The organism is Bradyrhizobium sp. ORS 285 (assembly GCF_900176205.1).
In the GTDB taxonomy this organism is placed as follows: domain Bacteria; phylum Pseudomonadota; class Alphaproteobacteria; order Rhizobiales; family Xanthobacteraceae; genus Bradyrhizobium.
This window is the reverse complement of record NZ_LT859959.1, coordinates 2,315,001-2,334,558: the sequence shown is the minus strand read 5'-3', so window position 1 is coordinate 2,334,558 and position 19,558 is coordinate 2,315,001. Positions and strand designations below refer to the sequence as shown.

Below are 19,558 nucleotides of genomic sequence, written 5' to 3'. Positions count from 1 at the left end.
CTGCCATATGCGAGGTCACGAACGATCGTCGTCTTGCAGGATCATCGCCGCGCTCACGTCGAAGCCGCGGTGCCTGACGACCACGACGCCAGCGCCTCGGCCGGCACCGGCGCAGGACCGTAGGTGCGCGCGAGACATTGCTGGTAGTCGAGCGGCGGCGTCCAGCCGAGCGTCTCCCTCAGCTTGCGATTGTCGAAGCGCAGCGGCTTGAGCATCGCGTCGAACTTCTTTGGCGTCAGGATCGCCGGCACTTTCGTTGCTCGCCTGAACACCGTTGCGAACGCCAGCCGCACCGCCGCGCTGGCAAGCCAATGCGGGACCGGCAGCCGGACACCGCGCGCGCCGGTGCCGCTGATGTAGTCGGACAGATAGGTCCAGACGCGCTCGCCGGGGGCGTCGACCACGTTCAGCGTCTGCCCCTTCGCACGCGGATCCACAGCCGCCAGCGCGAAGACATCGGCGCAGTTCTCGACATGGGTCATGGGGATGCGAGTCAACGGACCGATCACGACGTGATGCCGACCGATCTGCTGGCCGAGCGCGGCGAGATAGCCGTGATCCCGTCCCCAGATAAATCCGGGGCGAAGCACGGTGAGGTCCCAGCCATGCGTCTCGGCAAGGCGGCGCGTCACCCGCTCCTGCCACCATTTGGCGACGGTGTAGCCGCCGCGCGTGTAGACGTCCGGCGTCTGCTGCAGCGGCGCGGCCTCATCGAGGACCTCGCGCGTTGCCGTGTAATCATAGATGGAGAAGCTGCTGCACAGCACGAGCCGGCGGCAGCCACTGCTCGCCATCGCCTCGAGCAGCCGCTCGGTTCCGCCGACCGTGCCGGCGAACTGGGCATCCTCTCCGCCGGACACCACAGCGGCCAGATGAATCAGCACGTCGACATTGTCGAAGGCACAGGCGAGCTCGCGCGAGGTGCGGAGATCCGCCCTCACGATATCGACCGAGGCCGGCCAGCTCAGTGGCTCCACACGGGTTGCGGGACGCACCATGGCACGCACCGCGATGCCGCGCGCGAGCAGCGCGTTCACCACGTGACGGCCGAGAAAGCCGTTGGCGCCCGTGACGAGAGCCCTCATATCGCCAGCTCCTTCATCTCGACCCGCTCTGTCGGCTTCATCGCCTCGACCATCCGATTGACAGCGAGAACGTCCTCGGCGCTGATCGGCAGCGGCGCCCGCGAGCCGAGCGCTTGATAGGTGCGAGCGAGAAACTCCCACAGGCCCTCATAGGCGCCGGGCCCCTTGAACTTGCGCAGCAGGGTCGACAGCGCGGCACGGCGGATGTCGCTGCCCTCCTCGAGCCCGCTGAAGAACGGGCGCAGCGGCTTCGGCACGTTGCGCGGGCCATCGAAGGTGAGCCGGGTCTCGAACAGATTGGCGGTCGCCTGCATCCGCTCGCCATAGACCCGCAGCCAGAACGCATCCGGCTGCGCGCTGGCGCTGAAGCCGAGCGTCGCGGTGCCGCGTTCGGCTTCGACCACGCAGCGAAACTCGTCGAACGGCAGCGGCGACGGCTTGCGCTTGCTCCAGACGGTCTGCGCGTGGCGATGCGGGCCGACAAAGGCGTGCGCCAGCGAGGCGAGATGCGGCAGGAAATCGGCGATCGCGCCGCCGGCCAGATTGAGCGCCGGATGCGGCGCATTTGGATCGGCAAAGCCATCGGGACCGAGGATGTCCAGACAGATCAGAACGTCGACATGGGTGACGGCTCCGAACGCGCCGGTCTCGATGCGGCGCAGGATCTCCTGCGGCGCCCGGTTGAAGACGTAGTTGTAGTCCTCGACGACGTGGCGGCCGACCTGCCTCGCCCGCAGCGTCAGGGTCTGAAGCTCCTCGAAGGTCGAGGTCGCCGGCTTCTCGACGATCACATGCGCGCCGGCCTGGAGCGCATCGATCGCCAGTCGGAAGTGCGAGGTCGGCGGCGTCGTGACATGCACGACGTCGGGTCGCACCGTCTCCAGCATCGCACGGTGATCGGTGAACCAGGACGGAATGGCGTAGCGCTCGGACGCCGCCTCCGCCGTCGCCGGCGACAGGTCGCAGATCGCGGCAAGCTGGACGCCGGGGAGCGTGTTGAGACAGGCAAGATGCTGGCGGGCGATCTGCCCGGCACCGATGAGCGCGGCCTTCATCACGCGGTGGTCTCCAGGATCTCGAGATAGAACTCTTCCAGCGCCCGCGCCGCCGCGCTCCAGGCGTATTTCTCGACCGCCACCTGCCGCGCCGCATGACCAATGCGCGTTGCGAGCTCCGGCTCGGCGAGCAGCCGGCTCACGGCGCCGGCGAAGGCGACAGGCTCGTTCTCGATCAGGATGTCGCGCCCGGGGACCGCCTCGATCCCCTCCGCACCGAGGCTGGTCGAGACGATCGCCTTGCCCATCGCCATGGCCTCCACGATCTTCAGCCGCGTGCCGCCCCCGAGCCGCAGCGGCACGACCACGGCCGCGGCCTCGGCGAGATGCGGCCGGAGATCCGGCACGAAGCCGGTCAACTCGATCTGTGCGCCGGCAAGCGCGAGCAGCGACGGCGGCGGCCGGCCACCGATGATCTTGCAGCGCGCGTCGGGATGTCTCGCGGCGATTAGAGGCCAGACATCCTGGATGAAATGCGTGACGGCGTCGATGTTCGGCACCGTCGCCAGCAGGCCGAAATACACCACGGTGCGTCCATCGGGCTTGGGATCCGTGCGGCGCGGCTGATAGAAATCGATATCGGCGGCGTTGGGGATCACTGCTGTGCGAACGTGCGGAAGATCCTGACGCAGACGCGCCTCGTCGTCGCTGCTGCAGAGGTAGACGCCGTCGGCCTGCCCGTAGATCGCGAGCTCCTCGCACCTGAGCTTGCGCCAGTTCGCACCGGCATAGAGCCGGCGTCCGAGACTGGCCCCGGTGGCCGCGAACTGGCGGGCCAGATCGTAGGCGATCTCATGTGAATCCACGATCAGCCGCGGCGGCATCTCTCCCGCCGGCGCCTGTCGGAACAGGCAGTGACCGAGATAGGGAAACTCGAGATTGACGATGTCGAAGCGCGTCGCACGCAGCACCTTGTCCAGCACGCGCTGCAACTCGGGCAGCGCGACGCGCAGGCGGTCGAAGCTCGATGGCGACACCAGCGAGCGCAATTGCAGCAGCCGCTTGGCCAGACCGTCGCGGCCAAGCGGGTTGCGCACCAGCACGACGTCGCGGCAATAGGTCTGCATCGCGCGCTGGCATTCATCGATGTCGAAAGCGTCGTCCACCAAGGTCACGGCGGTGAGATCGTGGCGGCGCGCCAGTTGCGTCATCAGCCCGTGCATGCGCGCCTGCGCACCGAACCGCGGCGGGCTTGCGGGCATGTGTGAGACGCTGAGGATGTTGAGACGCCGCGGGTTCACGACACCCGACCGGGGCCGTCGGGAATCGCCCCGCGCCGGCGGCGCGGGGTCCAGGACATCCGGGGCTGAGGTATCGCTGGCCATCGTCATTTAAAATATTTAATCACGATCGCATTATATATCTTATTTAATATGTAGCGACCATTATCTTGGTGCGCGCCATTGGCCGCCTTTCGGACAGTCGTCACCGTTTCCTCATCAGATCCTGGATGATCGTACCTGCGATCCGCAACGGCTCGACGTGGCGGAACACACCGACGACGATCGCCAGATCAACACAGGCGCAGAAGCAGCCCGACAGCACCATGCGCAGCAGCGCGGGGACGCCGGCGAGCAGCGTCGCCTGCAGCCACCAGCCGGCAGCCACGGTTGCAACGGCGCCGATCGTCTGCGGACCGACCGCCCGGATCACCAGCGCCGCGCCGATGTCGATCGGCCGGCCGGCATACATCACCGACGGCAAGGCGATCACCGAGTAGCCGATGACGACGCCCCAGGCGACGCCGGCCGGCCCGAAGGGCAGCCCCGCCAGTACCGCCCCGACCTGCGCCACGAGAGAAATGATCCCCCAGGTCTGCCAGCGGTCCGCCCGTCCGAGCGACAGATGCAGCCAGCCTTGCGAGCCTTCGACGACATGCGAGATGCCGCGAAGCGCGATGATGCTCAGCAACGCACCGGCCGCCTGCCACTTCTGCCCGAGCAGGACGACGGTCAGGTCCTCGGCCGTGACGGACAGGATCGCCGCCGCCGGCATCAGGAAGAATGCGAGCATCGACAGCGCCGCCTCATATTTTTCGCGGAGCGCGGCGGGGTTCGCCTGCAGCTTGCTCAGCGCCGAGCTTCCGACCGCATGCGTCTGATTGAGCGCCGCATAGATCGAATTGTCGTACAAGTTCATCGCGTTCTGGTAGTAGCCCACCTGATCCGGCCGGTAGAGCAGACCGAGCGCGATCCGGTCCACGGCGCGCGACAGCGTATAGGCGACGGTGAAGCCGACGACGTGCAGCCCGAACCGCACCATGGACTTCACCTCGTCGTCGAACACGGGCGTCCCCGGGCGCCACGGACAGGCCGCCCACGTCCCGATGACCACACAGATCGCGCTCGTCACGGGACGCAGCACCAGCGCCCAATAGCCGTAGCCTGCCATTGCGGCCGCGATGGCTGCGATCGTTCCGACGAAGGTGCCGAACAGCTGAATCCGACCGATGCGGCCGAACTGCATCGTCCGCCGCAGCAGCGCCATGTGCTGATTGGTCAGCCCCGCCAGCACGAAGGTGACGGCGATGCAGAGCGAGATCGGCAGCAGCCGTGAATCATCGTAGATCCAGGCAATCACCGGGCTGCATGCCGCGACGATCACGGCAACGGCCATGCCGATGCCGGCGCTGACCCAGAACAGTCCGCTCACCTGGGCGGGCGTCACCCGGCTTCGCTGCGCGGTCGCATCGAGCAGGCCGAAGTCGATCAGCAGCGGCGCGAAGCTCGTCAGCACCGTGACGATGGCGACGAGCCCGAAATCTTCCGGCGCAAGCAGCCGGGCCAGAACGATCGCAGCAACGATCTGGAGAACGGCATTGCCGTACTGGATGACGATGGACACGATGCCGCCGCGCAAGGCCCGGCGCCCGAGATCGTGCGATTCCCGATGCTCTTCGAAATAGGCGGCGACGGCTTCCGACATATGAGGTCATCACCTTCAATCATCTGGGTTCGCCAACGACTGCGCTGTCGTCGGTCGAGTGGGTCGCCAGCACAGAGCGTCCCGCAGCAAACGGTGTTCGCTCGAAATCATCGCGTTCTTGAGAGACGCAGCAATACAGGAGCAGCGATGACGGTCCATTGTGGCGGACAAAAGGATTTAAATCCTCATTTTGCCAAAAATGCCGGCTCGCGATTTAAATCAGGGATCGCGGACGGACCACGGCCATCGACCATCTCGGCCAGCGCCCTGAGCCGATCCTTCCGGGCCGCGACGCCCGGGAGGGGCTGCAGGCCCGTCGCCTTCAGGATGGTTTCCCACCGGTAGACCCAGTCATGACGTAACAGCGTCTGCACCATGCCGGTCCGCCGCATCGTCTCCTGGCGCTCCCGGTCGCGATCCAGCTCCCTGATGACCTGATCGATGTCATCAGAGGTGTGAGGCACGTGGACCATGACATCCGGCCAGTCGAACAGTCTTGGAAACAGCTCATTGTCGGGGCGTTCGCCGAGCATGATGGCGCCGGAGGCCGCGCCTTCGAAATAGCGGTAGCCGAACTCCACCTGCCGTCCCGTCTCGCCCGGCTCGTCAAATTTGCCGGGATTGACGAGGAAATACCTGCTGCGCTTGGCGAGGTTGGCGACCTGGGCCCGATGCTCTCCGAGGTCGATCGCCTGGCTGCCGCTGATCGTGTCGTGAAGATAGAACAGGCCGCTGTCGCGGGCCATGGCGAGCAGCTTCTGATGGATCACATGGGATCGGCGCCCCATGCTGAAGACGTCGATGACCCGCTCCGGCGGATCGGGATAGGGACAGAACTTGATGGCATCGATGGCGAGCGGCAGATGCGTACAGGCGTGCCCGATCTCCTCGCTGAGCGGCTTCACCGTGCCGATCTGGAACGGCATGACGATGTCGAACTTAGCGAGCACCTTCAGGAAATGGCGGTGCTTGGCGATCTCCTTGACCCACATCTCGTCGAGCAGACACACGGATGTCCGGCAAGCACCACGCAGATCCTCGATCGCATCGAACATGATGAGGTCCTGCGGAAAGCCGCAGATGGCAAACAGGACATCATATTGCCGGTCGGCCGGGATGCGCGGCAGACCCGGGTTGAGCAGCACCGGCGCATGATAGCCCAGCCGGGTCGCGAAGCTGGCCCGCCGGCTCGACGGATCCAGGGTGGGCGCAAGCAATTCGGCGGAATCGACCTCGCAGATGATGTCCTCGAGCTCGACATGCGGGCCGCGATTGAGCGCTTTGCCGAAAATGTTCCGGAGCGAGAAGACCAGGACGCGGGACTTGTCCAATTGCGAGCTCATGGTGCCTCACCTGCCCCTTTGCAATGGTCGGATGAGGTCGGCGTCCAGCGCCAGCCGGGCCGCCGCCTCGATGCGGACAAACGGGACGTCGGCACGGATCGCCATGTCCAGCAGGCTGTGCTTTCCGTCGGCGAGGTTGAGTACCCACAGAAGATCCATCTGCGTCGCCCCGCCCGCCTCACGCTGGCCCGCAATCGCCCGGTAGAGTCCGCGCCGTCCGAGCTGCGGCTCACCACGCCCATCGACGCGTTCGTAGATCCCGTCGCGATCGAGAAGGTCGAGCACGTCTGCGATCACGGCGTAGGACTGATCGAGGCAATGCGGCTTGACGAAATCGAGATTGTCAGCCGAGGTGTGATATTCCGGAAACGTCCCATGCACACCGCGCATCAGACAGCCCACGGGGAGGTCGAATCCCGGTGAGCAGAACTGCCGCTCGTCATAACCATACGGGCTGAATGGCATGATCTCGTAAGCGAGACCGGAGTGCTTGAGGACATGCGCCACGGCGCGGTCGATCGGTGCGCCCTTGCGGCTCTGCTTGTAGTGGAAGCTGCTGGTATCACCGAGACAGGTCAGGACGAGGCCATGCTCCACCTGGCCCAGACGGCTCTCGTTGCGGTCGAGCCAGGCCAGCGCCCCAATCGTCGCCGGCAGAAACAGAAACCGATATCCGAGCCGGGGCTTCAGCCGCGCCTGCCGTATCGCCAGCGCCGTCATCACCGAGATGCCGGAGAGATTGTCGTTGGCGAGACTCGGGTGACAGATATGGCAGGTGATCAGCACCTCCTTGTCCGTCTGCCCGGGGAGGAAGAACTCGCCATAGGTCAGAGATCCCGGAGCCAGATCGCTGTCGATCTCGACGCGGTAGCTGTCGTCCGTCATCTCGCGCCACAGACGATCCGGCAGGCAGAAGCCCCAATCATCGGCATAGTAGCCGGTGCGGTACGGGATCAGGTCGGGCTGCTCAGGCAGCGTGTGAATGTGCTTGGCCAATTCGGCGCGGCTCAGCACGGCCAATACAGGCTTGCTGTAGCCCATGACATGAAGATTGTTGTCGGCGAAGTCGACGAGACATCGGCCGTCTATGGTTCGAATGGTCGCCCCGCGGATCGTCCACACCGCCGGCACGTGCCAGTCGAGAATCGGAGTTCCGGTGGCGACGTCGTGAACCGTGAGATCGATATGCCGGCCGACGATCTCGAGCGTCTGGCGAACGCCCGCGCCGGTCAGGCTGCGGTTGATCGGAAACAGCTCCGTCACGAGATCGTGGAGATCGATCTCCGGCGTCCGCCCTGGCATCGGCGATGTCGACCTGTCCAACATCACGCGCCTCGTTTCGGCCATAGCGCCGATCTCGGCGAGCAGGTCAGCGATCGCGGTCTTCGTGGTCTCACGACGCTCACCACAGATTACGCGCCGCCATCGGCGGCCAGGACGCATCCTTCGCCGACAGCACGGTCACCGCTTGCGGCCAGCTGATGGCGAACATCGGATCATCATGGCGGAAGCCGTCCGACAGCTCCTCGGCATAGTCGATGCCCATCAGGTACTCCACCGTCACGTTGTCGGTGAGCGTCTGAAACCCATGGGCGAAGCCGGCGGGAATGTAGAGCATGCGCGCGGTCGACGGACCGAGCTCGCAGGCATAGACCTCGCCTCGCGTCGGAGAATCCGGCCTGATGTCGACGATGACGTCGTGGATCAGCCCGGCCGTGCAGCGCACGATCTTGGCGTCGGGCTTCGGCGCGCGCTGGAAGTGCATGCCGCGCACGCTGCCGCGAAGTCGCGTCACCGAGCTGTTGCCCTGGACCGGCTGGAAGGCGATGCCCGCGTCGGCGAAGGTCTTGACGCACCAGGTCCGCGTGAAGCTGCCGCGCTCGTCGGCGCGAACCGTGAGCTCGATCAGGCGCGCATCCGATCCTCCCAGCTGGACAAATCTCATCGTGTCCGCCTAGTCCTCGATCGTTGCCTTCGGCACCGGCACGACGAAGCGACCGCCCCACCGACGGATCTCAGCCATCTGTGTCTTGATCTCGTTCTTGATGTTCCAGGGCAGGATCAGGACGTAGTCCGGCTTCGCTTCGAAGATCGCTTCCGGCGGCAGGATCGGAACGCGGACGCCCGGCATGTAACGGCCCTGCTTGGAGGGTGCGCGATCGACGGTGAAGTCGAGGAAGTCGGTCCGGATGCCGCAGTAGTTCAGCAGCGTGACGCCCTTGGCCGGCGCACCATAGGCGACGATCTTCTTGTTGTCGCGCTTGAGCGCAGTGAGCAGCTCGATGAGCGCGCGCTTGGTCTCCTTGACCTGCTCGTTCCAAGCCACGTAGATCGCGTCGTCGTGCAAGCCATAGGCGCGCTCCCGCGCCAGCACATCGGCCACGTTGGAGCTTTCGGCGTGCGACGCGTCGTCGTGGCAGACGAAGAACCTGATCGAGCCGCCGTGAGTCTCAGGCAATTCGACATCGAACACGCGCAGACCAGCACGCGCAAAGATGCGCAGGCCGGCGATCAAGGACAGATATGAGAAGTGCTCGTGATAGATGGTGTCGAACTGGTGCCGCTGCATCAGCGTCAGGAGATGCTGCACCTCGAAGGTCGCGACGCCTTCGGGAGCCAGCAGGATCTTCACGCCGCCGACGAAGTCGTTGATATCGGGAACATGGGCAAGCACGTTGTTCGCCGTCAGAAGATCAGCCGACCAGCCCTCCTCCCGCAGAACGCGCGCGCAGTCGCGGCCGAAGAACTCGATCCGCGTCGCAATGCCCTTGGCGCGCGCGGCCTTCGCCACGCTCTCGCAGGGCTCGACTCCCAGGCAGTTGATTCCCTTCTGGAGCGAGTACTGCAGCAGGTAGCCGTCGTTCGACGCGATCTCGACATGGCGCGACGCCGGGCCAAGGCCGAAGCGCCCGGCCATGGCCTCGACATAGCTGCGGGCGTGCTCGAGCCAGGATGTCGAGTGCGAGGAGAAATAGGCGTAGTCGGCGCGGAAGATGTCCGAGGCCGCCAGCAGGTCGCGGGTCTGCGCCAAGCGGCATTCGCGGCAAACGAACGTCTCCAGCGGATAGAACGGCTCGGCCCGCATGTAATGGGCGGGATCCACATAGTCGTTCGCGACCGGCGACGCGCCGAGGTCGATCAGCTTGAGGGTGAGATCATCACCGCAATGCCGGCATTTGGGCGCTGTGCCCACGGCGGTGGGAAGGCTCAGTTCCATGGTGTCTCCGTCACTGTCCTGTCTGGCGAAGCGATGGCCCGGAGGGCGGCCGCGTCAGGTCCATTGCAGCCTGTCGTTGATCCTCGCGGTCTCCATGTGGTCCTGCAGGACCTTGAGACGGATCAGATCGGACGAGCGAAATTCGGCATCCTTGAAATTCATCCGCTTCAGGCCGTCGACCAGATTGGTGATCGACTGATCCAGCGAAACCCGCGGTTGGTGACGGGGCGCGAGCGAGCGGTAGAGACCGAAATCCACCTTGTAGGAGCGGCTGTCGACGGGTGCGGAGGTGTTGATGGACACCGCCGTCCCCGGCACCCGCGAGGCCACCGCGTCGGCGAGATCCTTGACCTGATAGTTACGGTCATCAGAGCCGGCATTGACGGTGAGGAAGCGGCCGCCATTGTCGGCCGGCCGGTCGATCGCCCAATCGATCGCCCGCGCCATGTCGGCCACGTCGATCAGCGGACGCCAGGGGGTGCCGTCGGACAGCACACTGATCTGCCGGCGCGTGAGCGCACACGCGACGAAATCGTTCAGCACGAGGTCGAGCCGCAGCCGATCCGACATGCCGCAGGCGGTTGCAAAGCGCAGGCAGGTGATGGTCATGCCGGTGTCGATCGACGCCAGCGCCTGCTCCGATCCGATCTTCGACTTGGCGTAGGCGGTGATCGGGTTGAGCGGATCGCTCTCCTTCCGCGGCGGGCCATCGGCAATTCCGTAGACGCTGCAGCTCGAGGCGAACACGAAGTTCTTCACGCCCGCAGCCGCGGCCGCCCTGGCGAGCGAGATCGTGGTGTTCTGGTTGATGTCGAGCGTGACGTCCTGGAAGCGGTTGCCCATCGGATCATTGGAGATCGCGGCCAGCTGCACCACGGCATCGTAGCCGCGCAGATCGAGCGACATGTCGCGGACGTCGCCATGGATCTGCTCGTCGAGATATCGCTCGGGAAGAACCGGCGCCCCGGTCAGGCAGTGCGCGAAATAGGCATTGTCGAAGCCGTGCAGCGTGGCCTCCGGCCGCTGCGCTCGCAGATGCCTGGCGACCACGGGACCGACATAGCCCATGTTTCCGGTGATGAGCACTCGCAAAGCCGCTACCCCTTTACGCGAACAAAGCACGATTTAAATAACCAGGTCGATTATAAATTATAATATCGCGCCGCGTCCAGCAAATCCGTCACCCGTTCATCGCGGGGCTCCCGAATTCATGCTAAAGCACAGGACAACAGCCTGGCAAAGCAGTTTTGACTGCACTGAGCGGGTGACATTCGGGGCTCCCGCGATTTAATTATATTTCACCAAATTAAATAAATGCCATGAATCGGCCAAACGAGAACCGCAAACCTCGGCAGCTTTCATTCGGACGTTTTGGTTGAAGATTTGAGAGACAAGGCATGACGCTATCCGCCGGCGACTGGGTCGAAATTCGCAGCAAGGAAGAGATCCTGGCCACGCTGGATGCGAATGGGCGGCTCGAGGGCCTGCCGTTCATGCCGCAGATGTTCAAATGGTGCGGCCAGCGCTTCCAGGTCTACAAGCGCGCCCACAAGACCTGCGATACGGTGACAGGATACAACACCGGCGAATGGCTAGGACGGCGCCTGCCCAATGCGGTGCATCTCGACCTGCGTTGCGATGGCGAAGCCTATGGCGGCTGTCAGGCCGCGTGCCTGATCTTCTGGAAGGAGGCGTGGCTGTCTCCGGTCGATCCGGCCCAGGCCGTGGCGGCCAACCAGGCGCAAGCCGCCGCGCGCCAAGCCTCCGGCGGATGCAGCGCCCGCGCCGTGTCGGATGCAACCAAATCGCCCGATCAGGTGGCCGGCAAAGGTCCCAGATATTCCTGCCAGGCCACCGAGCTGCCGAACTACACCCAGCCGCTGAAATGGTGGGACGCACGGCAATATGCCGAGGACATCACGTCCGGCAATGTGTCCGCGGGCAAGATGTTCCGCGGCTTCCTCTACTTCGCCTATGTCGGCGCCACCATGGCCCGCCGTCCCCGGCTCGGCCGTCCGGCCCGCTGGATCTACGACCGCATCCAGTCGCTGTGGGGCGGCGTGCCGTTTCCGCGCAAGCGCGGCGACTTGGCGACCGACAAGGACGCGCCGATCGCGCATCTCGGCCTGCAGCCTGGCGATCTCGTCCGCGTCCGGCCGCACGACGAGATCCTCGCCACCATCGACAAGCAGACCAACAACCGCGGCATGGGCTTCGATGCCGAGATGGTGCCCTATTGCGGGAAGGTCTTTCGGGTCCGCACGCGGGTGGAAAAATTCATCGACGAGCGCACCGGCTATATCCGGCGGATGAAGACACCCGCGGTCATCCTCGACGGCGTCTACTGCCAGTCACGCTACAGCGAGAACCGCTTGTTCTGTCCGCGCGGCATCTTCGCCTGGTGGCGCGAGGTCTGGCTGGAGAAGGTGCCGGCGTCGGCGATCGAGCGCGCGCCGACGGAGGAAACCGTCGAGCTCCCCAGGCGCGCCGCCGGCTGACGGCCGCGCGCCCATGCCTCCAACAAGAGGTGGCGGCGCAGACGTCGCAGTCGATCGTTTTGCCCCGATCAGCCCAACGCCAGCTTGCGGACGACGAACGCTTCCGCATAGCGTTCGGCCGCGCGGCATTCCATGCCGCGGAGCCGGGCCAGCCCCATGAAGGTCTCCGGGTCGAACCACTGCTTCGATCGCTGGCTGCCGAAATGCGACATCAGCAGCGCGACCTTACGCTTCATCACCCGCTCGGAGACAGGGATGTAGACATTCGGCCGACCGAGATCGCCGTCCCATTTCGGGATCTCGTATTCGAGCACGAGATGATCGCGAAATGTATTCCAGACCAGCCGGTTGACCTGTCGGTGATCCTGATGCGCATCGTCGCGCCGGTGCGCGAGGATGACGTCGGGCTCGATGCGCCCCTTCAATTCCTCGAACCAGGCCTTGATCGCTTCGCCCTGCTCCGGAAAGAAGCCGTCCCGGAAGTTCTTGATCTCGAGCGTCCGGCCGGCCGCCTCGGCGAGAAAGTCATTTGCAGATGCCCTAGCCTCGACCTCGCGCTCGCCATTGCCGCTCAGCACGCACCAGTGGACGTCGAGGCGCACGCCCTGGTCGAGCCAGGTCAGGAGCGTTCCCCCGGCACCGATCTCGATGTCGTCGGAATGCGCACCCAGGCAGAGGACCGACAGCCGGTCGCCGCGACCGGCGAGCTGCAATGCCTTCATCCGTTCACCACCGCGGACAGATTCGTGCCGAGATGCCAGGGCGTGTCGCCGCGCTCGATCATCTCCTCGAGCACCTGGCGATCCCTGAGTGTGTCCATCGCCCGCCAGAACCCTTCGTAGCGGTAGGCCATCAGCAGGCCGCGATCGATGAGCCGCTTGAACGGCTGCACGACGAGCTCATCGCCTTCCTCGATGTAGTCGAAGATCTCCTTGCGGAAGATGAAATAGCCGCCGTTGATCCAGATGTCGGAATCGTTGCTCGCCGCCATGCGTCCGACCTTGCCGTCGGCGTCGAACTCGGCGAGGTGAAAGCTGATCGGCGGATGGATGGCGATGAAGCAGCCGATCATGCCGCTGCGCTTGAAGCGGTCGATCATGTCCGGCAGCGGCGCATCGGTGAGGCCGTCGCTGTAATTGGCCAGGAAAATCTCTTCGCCCTCGACCAGGTGTCGGACGGCCCGCAGACGCTGGCCGATATTGCGCCAGATGCCGGTGTCGACAAGCGAGACCCGCCAATCCGCCGGGCGCTCGCCCAGCAGCTCGATCTTCTTGCCGAACTGCGAAATCGTGCAGTCGGTGGTCGCAGCCTGATTGTAGTTCAGGAAATAATCCTTCACCACATTCGCCTTGTAACCAAGGCACAGGATGAAGTCGCGGTGTCCATACTGGCTGTAGTACTGCATCACATGCCAGAGGATCGGCTGATGACCGATCGGAATCATCGGCTTCGGAACGCTCTCGGAATATTCCCTGATCCGTGTCCCAAGTCCTCCGCAGAACAATACAACCTTCATGGCTCGACGTCCTTCAGATGCATAATCTTGGAAATGAGCATCACGATCTATCAACCTCGCCGACCCGCTCGGACGCTCTCGTCGCGCCGTCCAATCGATCCGGCCCCGACCGGCTGGCCGCGGAATCGACCTCTCGCGAAGCGCCAGCACCTGACGATTAATAATCACATTAAATTCCATTTTAAATGATATTTTTAGGATTGGATATTGAAATATTCCCTCGACGGACATTAATCGGCCACACGCATGATCCGACGCAGCCCCGGACTGCCCGCACACACGGCAGCCCGTCCGGTATTTCGAGACCATTGGCGCTGATAAATAAACTGTCGATGATTTTATTTGCTGAATTAAATATTCGATTATATAATCGCGTCAGGTCGCTATTTAACCGAGTTTCGAACCCCCTTTCCCATGCATTACGTGGATCAGCCCGAGGCTCTCGATCGGAACGGCATGCCCACCGCGTTATTGGCGGAGCGGCAAGTTCAGGCGCGCAAATGGCCCGTGCATTACGCCGCAGTCGAGCCTTTCGCGATCGCGACAGACATTGCGACGATCACCACGTCCAGCGTGCTGTCCGGCTTTCTCTACCACCTGCAGGACGCAGCCGGCGCCAACGACGTCAGCAAATCGGTGGGGCTGGCGATCCTGGTCTCGGCGCTGTTCGTCTCGCTGATGAAGATTCGCGGCATGTATCGGCCGGCAGAGCTGCTGATCCTGCCGCGCCAGGTCCGCGCGACGTGCCTGACCTGGGTCACGGCCTTCCTCGTGCTGGCCGGTGCCCTGTTTGCGCTGAAGATCGGCAGCGAGTTCTCGCGCGGGACGAGCGTCGTGTTCGCCATGCTGGGACTCTCGGCGCTGATCCTCAACCGCCGGGTCACGGAATATCTGCTGGTGAAGGGGCTCGCGGAGAAACGGTTCTCGGGGCGAAACATCGTTCTGATCACCGACGAGGACAGCAAGGACAATGCGGGCCTGACCCAACTGCTCACGGATACCGGCTTTCGCGTCAAGCGACACTTCCTGCTTCCCGAGCCCGGAGCCGGGCCGGATCAGCGTCAGCGGATCGTGGCCAGCGTCATCGATTACGTTCGCGGCTCCGACATCGAGGAGATCGTGGTCGGCGCCAATCCTGATCCGTGGTCAGATCTGCGCACGCTCGGCGCCGAGTTGAGGGTCCTCCCCTTCCCGGTCAGCTTTGTGCCCGTCGGCACAGCCTCGGAGATGTTCAAGCGTCCGCGGCGCGAACTCGGCAGCGCCGTCTGCATCGAGTTGCACCGGGGATTGATGAGTCCGGTCGAGCACGCAACGAAGCGGCTCATGGACGTGCTGCTGGCGGGATTGGCGCTGACGCTGCTGTCACCGCTGCTGGTGCTGGTCGCGATCGCCATCCGGCTCGACTCGCCCGGGCCGGCCCTGTTCCGGCAGCAACGCTGCGGCTTCAACGGCCGGGCGTTCCAGATTTTCAAGTTCCGCACGATGTCCGTGCTCGAGGACGGCCCGTCCGTCGTCCAGGCCAAGCTCGGCGACAGCAGGTTCACGCGCATCGGCGCGTGGCTGCGGCGAACCAGCATCGATGAGCTGCCGCAGCTGCTCAACGTGCTGAACGGGAGCATGTCCCTGGTCGGGCCGCGCCCTCACGCCTTGGCCCATGACAACGAGTTCGACAAGCTCGTGCGCAACTATGCTTTCAGGCGCCGCGTCAAACCCGGGCTGACGGGATGGGCGCAGGTGCATGGCTGCAGGGGACCGACGCCGACACGCGCCTCCATCGAGCAGCGCGTCGAGTTCGACCTCTGGTACATCGACAATTGGAGCCTCTCGCTAGATATCGCGATCCTGCTGAGGACGCCGCTCGAGCTGATCCGCGGAAACAACGCCTACTAGCCAGCGCGGGAAAGACGGCCTCGGGCCAGTTGAAACTCCAGCCTAGACCGTTCGCACCCGGCGCATCGGCGCATCGGCCAACATCCTTCAGCGCTGAACGGAGAGCCATCCAATAGGAAAAGGCGCGCGCAACGTCGCAGCCCGACCGAGACGGTGGTGAAGGAAGCCGAGCGTACCGGAATGGTCAGGCGCGCTGCCGGCGGCCTTTCGGCGCACTGCTGCCGTTGATCGCGAACTCCTCGATCCGGCGCCCCGTCTTGATCGCAGCGACCAGCCAACGCGGCTGCTTGCCGCGGCCGGACCAGGTCTCGGATGTCTGCGGATTGCGGTATTTCGGCAGGACCCGCGGATATTTGCGACGCGCCTTGCCATTGCCATTGTAGGACTGAGCGCCGTCGCCATTCGCCGCTTCGATCACACCGCGGCTGCGATTCAGAACCGCAAGACGACGTTCGAGCTCGCGCTTTTCCGATGTGATCCTTTCAGCGAGGATCTGGCTGATCTGCTCATGGAGAGACCAGAGATCATCGAAAGACATCGCCTCGAAATCGATCTTCTTGGTGGACATACAGCGACCTTTATCTGTGATCTCTATCCTGCCGGATTAATGTCATATAATTCGGTATTTCGATCCGCAAGTGGTTCGCTGTCGGAAAAACTTAATATTTGAGTTATACCCGCTCCGGCGACGGATTTGGTTGTAGCTCGATAAAATAGCAACCTGCAACCCTACTCCGATAAATGTGTCGCTCGGTTCGGACAAGATGACGTCCGCGGAATTCTCCTCACGAAAAAACGCCGAATCGACACGATCTGCAAGGGATTTTCGCATTTTGCGGCAGAACGGCGCAGTAATGACGCGCATATCACGACACAAGCCGGCTTATTCCGGTTCGCGGCACCATTTGCACGAGAGCATTTTTCAGAACGCCCGATAACGTGCACAACCTATTCGCGCGACCTCATCGATAACCCGGATCGAGATATTTATGCACCTGCACAAAATGCCAGATCGGGGTTTAATACGCACGGCAACAGGAATATGCCGTAAAGCGGTCGAGATCCATTCATCTGCCGGCAGGGCGGCGCGTCGACGCGGTGGCCTCTGGGCGATTGGGAACCGCACGTTGCGCGTCCAGGGATCGTCCTGAGTCGTGGCGCCGCGCGATCTTGATTGCGATGACGCACCCGAGCCGGCAGGACGGCACGACCTCGGGGGACGGAGTGAAGGGGAGCGCAGCCCGGCCTCTGTCAGCGCGAACGGGTCCGCGGCCACGAGGCGACATCGGCTGATGGGCCTATGGGCACAACGGTCGCCAGCGGCTCTTCGCCCCCTCGTAAAGCGGTCGGGCGCGTCGACCTTACGTTGGCCGGCGATCCGCTGGGAAGCATGATGCCAACCGGTCCGGCCTCGGACTTGCCGGGGGCGGCCCGGCGGTAACCGCGCCGCGGCGCCGACCGCGCACGTCCGCTGGCCACGAAGATATACGTCCAGCACACCCGGCGGTCGATGAAGTTGCCGCCGTGCCTATCGCTGTTGCTTGGTGCGCCCGGGCGCGGCGGGGCGCGGGACGATCAGGTGAGCAGTCCCGCGATGCCGCCTGTTTGCCACCGGACGGCGGCTGGGAGCAGCGCCCGTGTGCTCGACACGCTTGTCGAGGCTGCAACTGATGGATTGAATTTCGTCGAGGAGAGTGTTGCAGAGTTCGATCTGCGCCATCAGCGCGGCGGGCGTCGAATTGTCCGATGATCGCGCTTGCAAGCGCGATTTGGCGCTTCGGATCTTGTTCAATGATGTCAGGACGGCCTGGAGGGCGCCCCTGCTTCCAACGTCCAACTCATCGTCACTCAACGCTGTACCAAGCTCGTCACACAAGGACGGACCCCACTCGTTGGCGAGATTTGCAGGATTTTTATCGAGCGCCGGCGAATTGCAATCGCGACGACGATCGGCTCCGATGACCGGAATTAAATTAACCACTCGCGACAAGTTAATTTACCATCTGCAAGGCAAGACATTAAATACGTCCGGCGCAGGAAGCGGCTTGGAGTATATTTTTACCGCGCCCTCGAAAGGACTTATTAACCACCCTTGGTCGACGACAATTGAAGCTTTAGTTTGTTCAGAGCACGCTTTTTCGTAACGCGCCTTGTCCGGCCGGTTGCGAGAAAATATTTAATTTGAGATTGCACAAAAGAGGCCACGCAACCAGGCCATTTAATGTGCAGCCCCTCGATTGGAGTTCTGGCTCGCGCCGCAGCTCCATCTCTGCGCTCTCCGGCGCAAGCAGGCCCGCCTCACCACACCATCGCCCGCTCCGGCGCCCCGCAGACCACGACGCGCCGATACTGCACACCGCGGGGTGTCTCGACCGCGACGCGCCTGATGCACCCAGGATAGACCGCGAGATTGTAGTGAAACGGCGTGGCCTCGAACGCGCCGCGGAGCCGGCATAGACGGCTGAGGTCGGGGCCGCACTCGGTCAAAGGATAAAGCCCACGCGCGGCGGCTTCGCCGGACACGGCAGCCAAGATGAGCGCGAGTGCAGCGGTGACCCTGATCACGTTCGACAATGGCATGCTCCTAGAAGCGGACCGGTGGCGGGCAGATCCAGCTTAGACTTGGATGATGGTCATCGACAACCGGTCTGGAGATGACCGGGTTCTGTGTGCCGTCCGATCCGCCACGGCTCATGTCGCAAACGATCGGGAGCGACTCAGATAACCGTTGCTCAACGGCTTTCTGCCTAGATTTTTATGAATTTCACGAGGTCTCCGGATGGGCCTCCCTCGCAACTGATGCGGCCGCGACGTGCGCCGGCGATGACGGTACCTCGGTGAGGAGGGACTGTGACCTAATTAGCACGATCCGGCAAAAGCGGGTGGGGATGAACGGTGGTGCGCTTTCGCCCGGGGTGGGCGCCGAGTAGGTTTGGAACCAAGAGGGACGGCGATCTTCCTCCTTGGGGGAGGGAGTGGCGTGGGGCAACGTGATTTTTTGTTGTATCCGAAAATGCGTTTGAAGAGCTTCATCCATCCGCCTGGGTCGTTCGGATCGACCGGCGGCGCAGGATCTCTCATCCGCCCCAGCACAGCGACGGCGGGTCGTTTTGGCCGCCTGCGCAGCCACTCGCGCGTCCTTGCGGCCATCATGTGCCTGGCGTTCCTGCCGGCGTGCTCCTGGCTTCCCGGGACGGGTCCGACCAGCGACGCGGTCAGTGACAACGCCACTGCCAGCGTCCGCTCGACCACGGCCCTCCCCTATGCCCTGGTCGATGTCAGCTCGGAAACGATCGGCTTCCTGTCACAGCCGAACCTGGTCACGTTCCAGGGCGTCTTTCCGGACAAGCGGCCCAAGCCGGTCCAGGTGGCAGGCGTCGGCGACGTCCTGAACGTGTCCATCTTCGAGGCGGCTCCCGGCGGATTGTTCACGCCGCCGACGGCTGCCGGCGCCCGTCCGGGCAATTTCGTCGACCTGCCGGCGCAGGCGGTCGATCAGCAGGGCAATATTCGCGTCCCCTACGCCGGCGAGATCGCCGCGGCCGGGCGCACCCTGCCCCAGATCGAGCAGGAGATCGTGTTTCGCCTGCAGAAGCGCGCGCTCGAGCCACAGGTCGTCGTCAGCCTGAACCAGCAGCATTCCAGCGTGGCCAGCGTCCTCGGCGACGTCAACACGCCCGGCGTGCTGCCGCTCAACAGCGTCGGCGAGCGGCTCCTGGCCGTGATTGCGCGGGCCGGCGGGCCGAAGCACGAGGCGATCGAGAGCTATGTGACCCTGCAGCGGGACGGCCGGCGCGTCCGCGTGCTGCTCGCCCGCGTGGTGCAGGATCCGCGCGAGAACATCTTCATCCGCCCGAACGACGTCGTCTACATCACCAGGGAATCCCCGACCTTCACGGCGCTCGGCGCGCTCAACCAGAACGTCTTCGGGTTCAATTCGGAGATCTCGTTCGATACCGAGACGCTGACCCTGGCCCAGGCGATCGGCAAGGCTGGCGGCCTGAACGACCAGCAATCCGATCCGGCCGA

Annotated in this window: 17 protein-coding genes (1 of these 17 running past the window's edge); 3 read left to right on the top strand and 14 right to left on the bottom strand. The window is 63.9% G+C overall.

Annotated elements, in window-relative coordinates; translation table 11 throughout:
- Positions 1–53: 53 nt before the first annotated feature.
- From BRAD285_RS10590 to BRAD285_RS10550, 9 genes are all read right to left on the bottom strand, one after another.
- Positions 54–1,085: an NAD(P)-dependent oxidoreductase gene (locus BRAD285_RS10590; RefSeq protein ID WP_006609875.1), complete on the bottom strand. Its 1,032-nt coding sequence runs from the start codon at positions 1,083–1,085 to the stop codon at positions 54–56.
- A complete protein-coding gene (locus tag BRAD285_RS10585; protein WP_035644777.1) occupies positions 1,082–2,140 on the bottom strand; it encodes a Gfo/Idh/MocA family protein in 1,059 nt (352 codons plus the stop codon). Before BRAD285_RS10585 ends, BRAD285_RS10590 begins: the two co-directional genes overlap by 4 nt.
- Positions 2,140–3,465: a glycosyltransferase family 4 protein gene (locus BRAD285_RS10580; protein ID WP_006609873.1), complete on the bottom strand. Its 1,326-nt coding sequence runs from the start codon at positions 3,463–3,465 to the stop codon at positions 2,140–2,142. Before BRAD285_RS10580 ends, BRAD285_RS10585 begins: the two co-directional genes overlap by 1 nt.
- Before the next feature lie 100 nt (positions 3,466–3,565).
- A complete protein-coding gene (locus BRAD285_RS10575; protein WP_006609872.1) occupies positions 3,566–5,065 on the bottom strand; it encodes a lipopolysaccharide biosynthesis protein in 1,500 nt (499 codons plus the stop codon).
- Positions 5,066–5,250: 185 nt separating this feature from the next.
- Positions 5,251–6,408, bottom strand: a complete 1,158-nt coding sequence (locus tag BRAD285_RS10570) for a glycosyltransferase (protein ID WP_006609871.1) — start codon at positions 6,406–6,408, stop codon at positions 5,251–5,253.
- 6 nt (positions 6,409–6,414) lie between these two features.
- Positions 6,415–7,734, bottom strand: a complete 1,320-nt coding sequence (locus BRAD285_RS10565; protein WP_006609870.1) for a DUF4910 domain-containing protein — start codon at positions 7,732–7,734, stop codon at positions 6,415–6,417.
- Positions 7,735–7,810: 76 nt separating this feature from the next.
- Complete coding sequence (locus tag BRAD285_RS10560) at positions 7,811–8,353, bottom strand: dTDP-4-dehydrorhamnose 3,5-epimerase family protein (RefSeq protein WP_006609869.1); 543 nt, start codon at positions 8,351–8,353, stop codon at positions 7,811–7,813.
- A 9-nt stretch (positions 8,354–8,362) separates the two neighbouring features.
- Positions 8,363–9,625: a class I SAM-dependent methyltransferase gene (locus tag BRAD285_RS10555; protein WP_006609868.1), complete on the bottom strand. Its 1,263-nt coding sequence runs from the start codon at positions 9,623–9,625 to the stop codon at positions 8,363–8,365.
- 54 nt (positions 9,626–9,679) lie between these two features.
- The gene (locus tag BRAD285_RS10550; RefSeq protein ID WP_006609867.1) at positions 9,680–10,717 is read right to left on the bottom strand and encodes an NAD(P)-dependent oxidoreductase; all 1,038 of its coding nucleotides are present in this window, start codon (positions 10,715–10,717) and stop codon (positions 9,680–9,682) included.
- A gap of 305 nt (positions 10,718–11,022) precedes the next feature.
- On the opposite strand from BRAD285_RS10550, the gene BRAD285_RS10545 reads away from it, so the two are divergent.
- A complete protein-coding gene (locus tag BRAD285_RS10545; protein WP_006609866.1) occupies positions 11,023–12,123 on the top strand; it encodes a hypothetical protein in 1,101 nt (366 codons plus the stop codon).
- 68 nt (positions 12,124–12,191) lie between these two features.
- Here BRAD285_RS10545 and BRAD285_RS10540 read toward each other — a convergent pair whose 3' ends face one another.
- Together BRAD285_RS10540 and BRAD285_RS10535 are read right to left on the bottom strand one after the other, a co-directional pair.
- Positions 12,192–12,845, bottom strand: a complete 654-nt coding sequence (locus tag BRAD285_RS10540) for a PIG-L deacetylase family protein (protein ID WP_006609865.1) — start codon at positions 12,843–12,845, stop codon at positions 12,192–12,194.
- A complete protein-coding gene (locus BRAD285_RS10535) occupies positions 12,842–13,639 on the bottom strand; it encodes a sugar phosphate nucleotidyltransferase (protein WP_006609864.1) in 798 nt (265 codons plus the stop codon). Before BRAD285_RS10535 ends, BRAD285_RS10540 begins: the two co-directional genes overlap by 4 nt.
- Before the next feature lie 414 nt (positions 13,640–14,053).
- Here BRAD285_RS10535 and BRAD285_RS10530 point away from each other — a divergent pair, with 414 nt between their 5' ends.
- The gene (locus BRAD285_RS10530; RefSeq protein WP_006609863.1) at positions 14,054–15,529 is read left to right on the top strand and encodes an undecaprenyl-phosphate glucose phosphotransferase; all 1,476 of its coding nucleotides are present in this window, start codon (positions 14,054–14,056) and stop codon (positions 15,527–15,529) included.
- Positions 15,530–15,713: 184 nt separating this feature from the next.
- Here the strand turns inward: BRAD285_RS10530 and BRAD285_RS10525 are convergent, their stop codons facing one another.
- The 3 genes from BRAD285_RS10525 to BRAD285_RS10515 form a co-directional block, all read right to left on the bottom strand.
- On the bottom strand, positions 15,714–16,097 hold the full coding sequence (locus tag BRAD285_RS10525) for an H-NS family nucleoid-associated regulatory protein (RefSeq protein WP_006609862.1): 384 nt from the start codon (positions 16,095–16,097) through the stop codon (positions 15,714–15,716).
- A 960-nt stretch (positions 16,098–17,057) separates the two neighbouring features.
- Positions 17,058–17,519: a hypothetical protein gene (locus tag BRAD285_RS10520; RefSeq protein WP_244422052.1), complete on the bottom strand. Its 462-nt coding sequence runs from the start codon at positions 17,517–17,519 to the stop codon at positions 17,058–17,060.
- 308 nt (positions 17,520–17,827) lie between these two features.
- Positions 17,828–18,109 (bottom strand): hypothetical protein, encoded by a 282-nt coding sequence (locus BRAD285_RS10515; protein WP_035644772.1) that lies wholly within the window; start codon positions 18,107–18,109, stop codon positions 17,828–17,830.
- Positions 18,110–18,680: 571 nt separating this feature from the next.
- On the opposite strand from BRAD285_RS10515, the gene BRAD285_RS10510 reads away from it, so the two are divergent.
- Positions 18,681–19,558 carry the 5' portion of a polysaccharide biosynthesis/export family protein gene (locus BRAD285_RS10510; protein WP_006609860.1) on the top strand. Its footprint extends 295 nt past the window's final position, so the window shows 878 of its 1,173 coding nt (coding positions 1–878); the start codon lies at positions 18,681–18,683; its stop codon lies beyond the right edge, outside the window.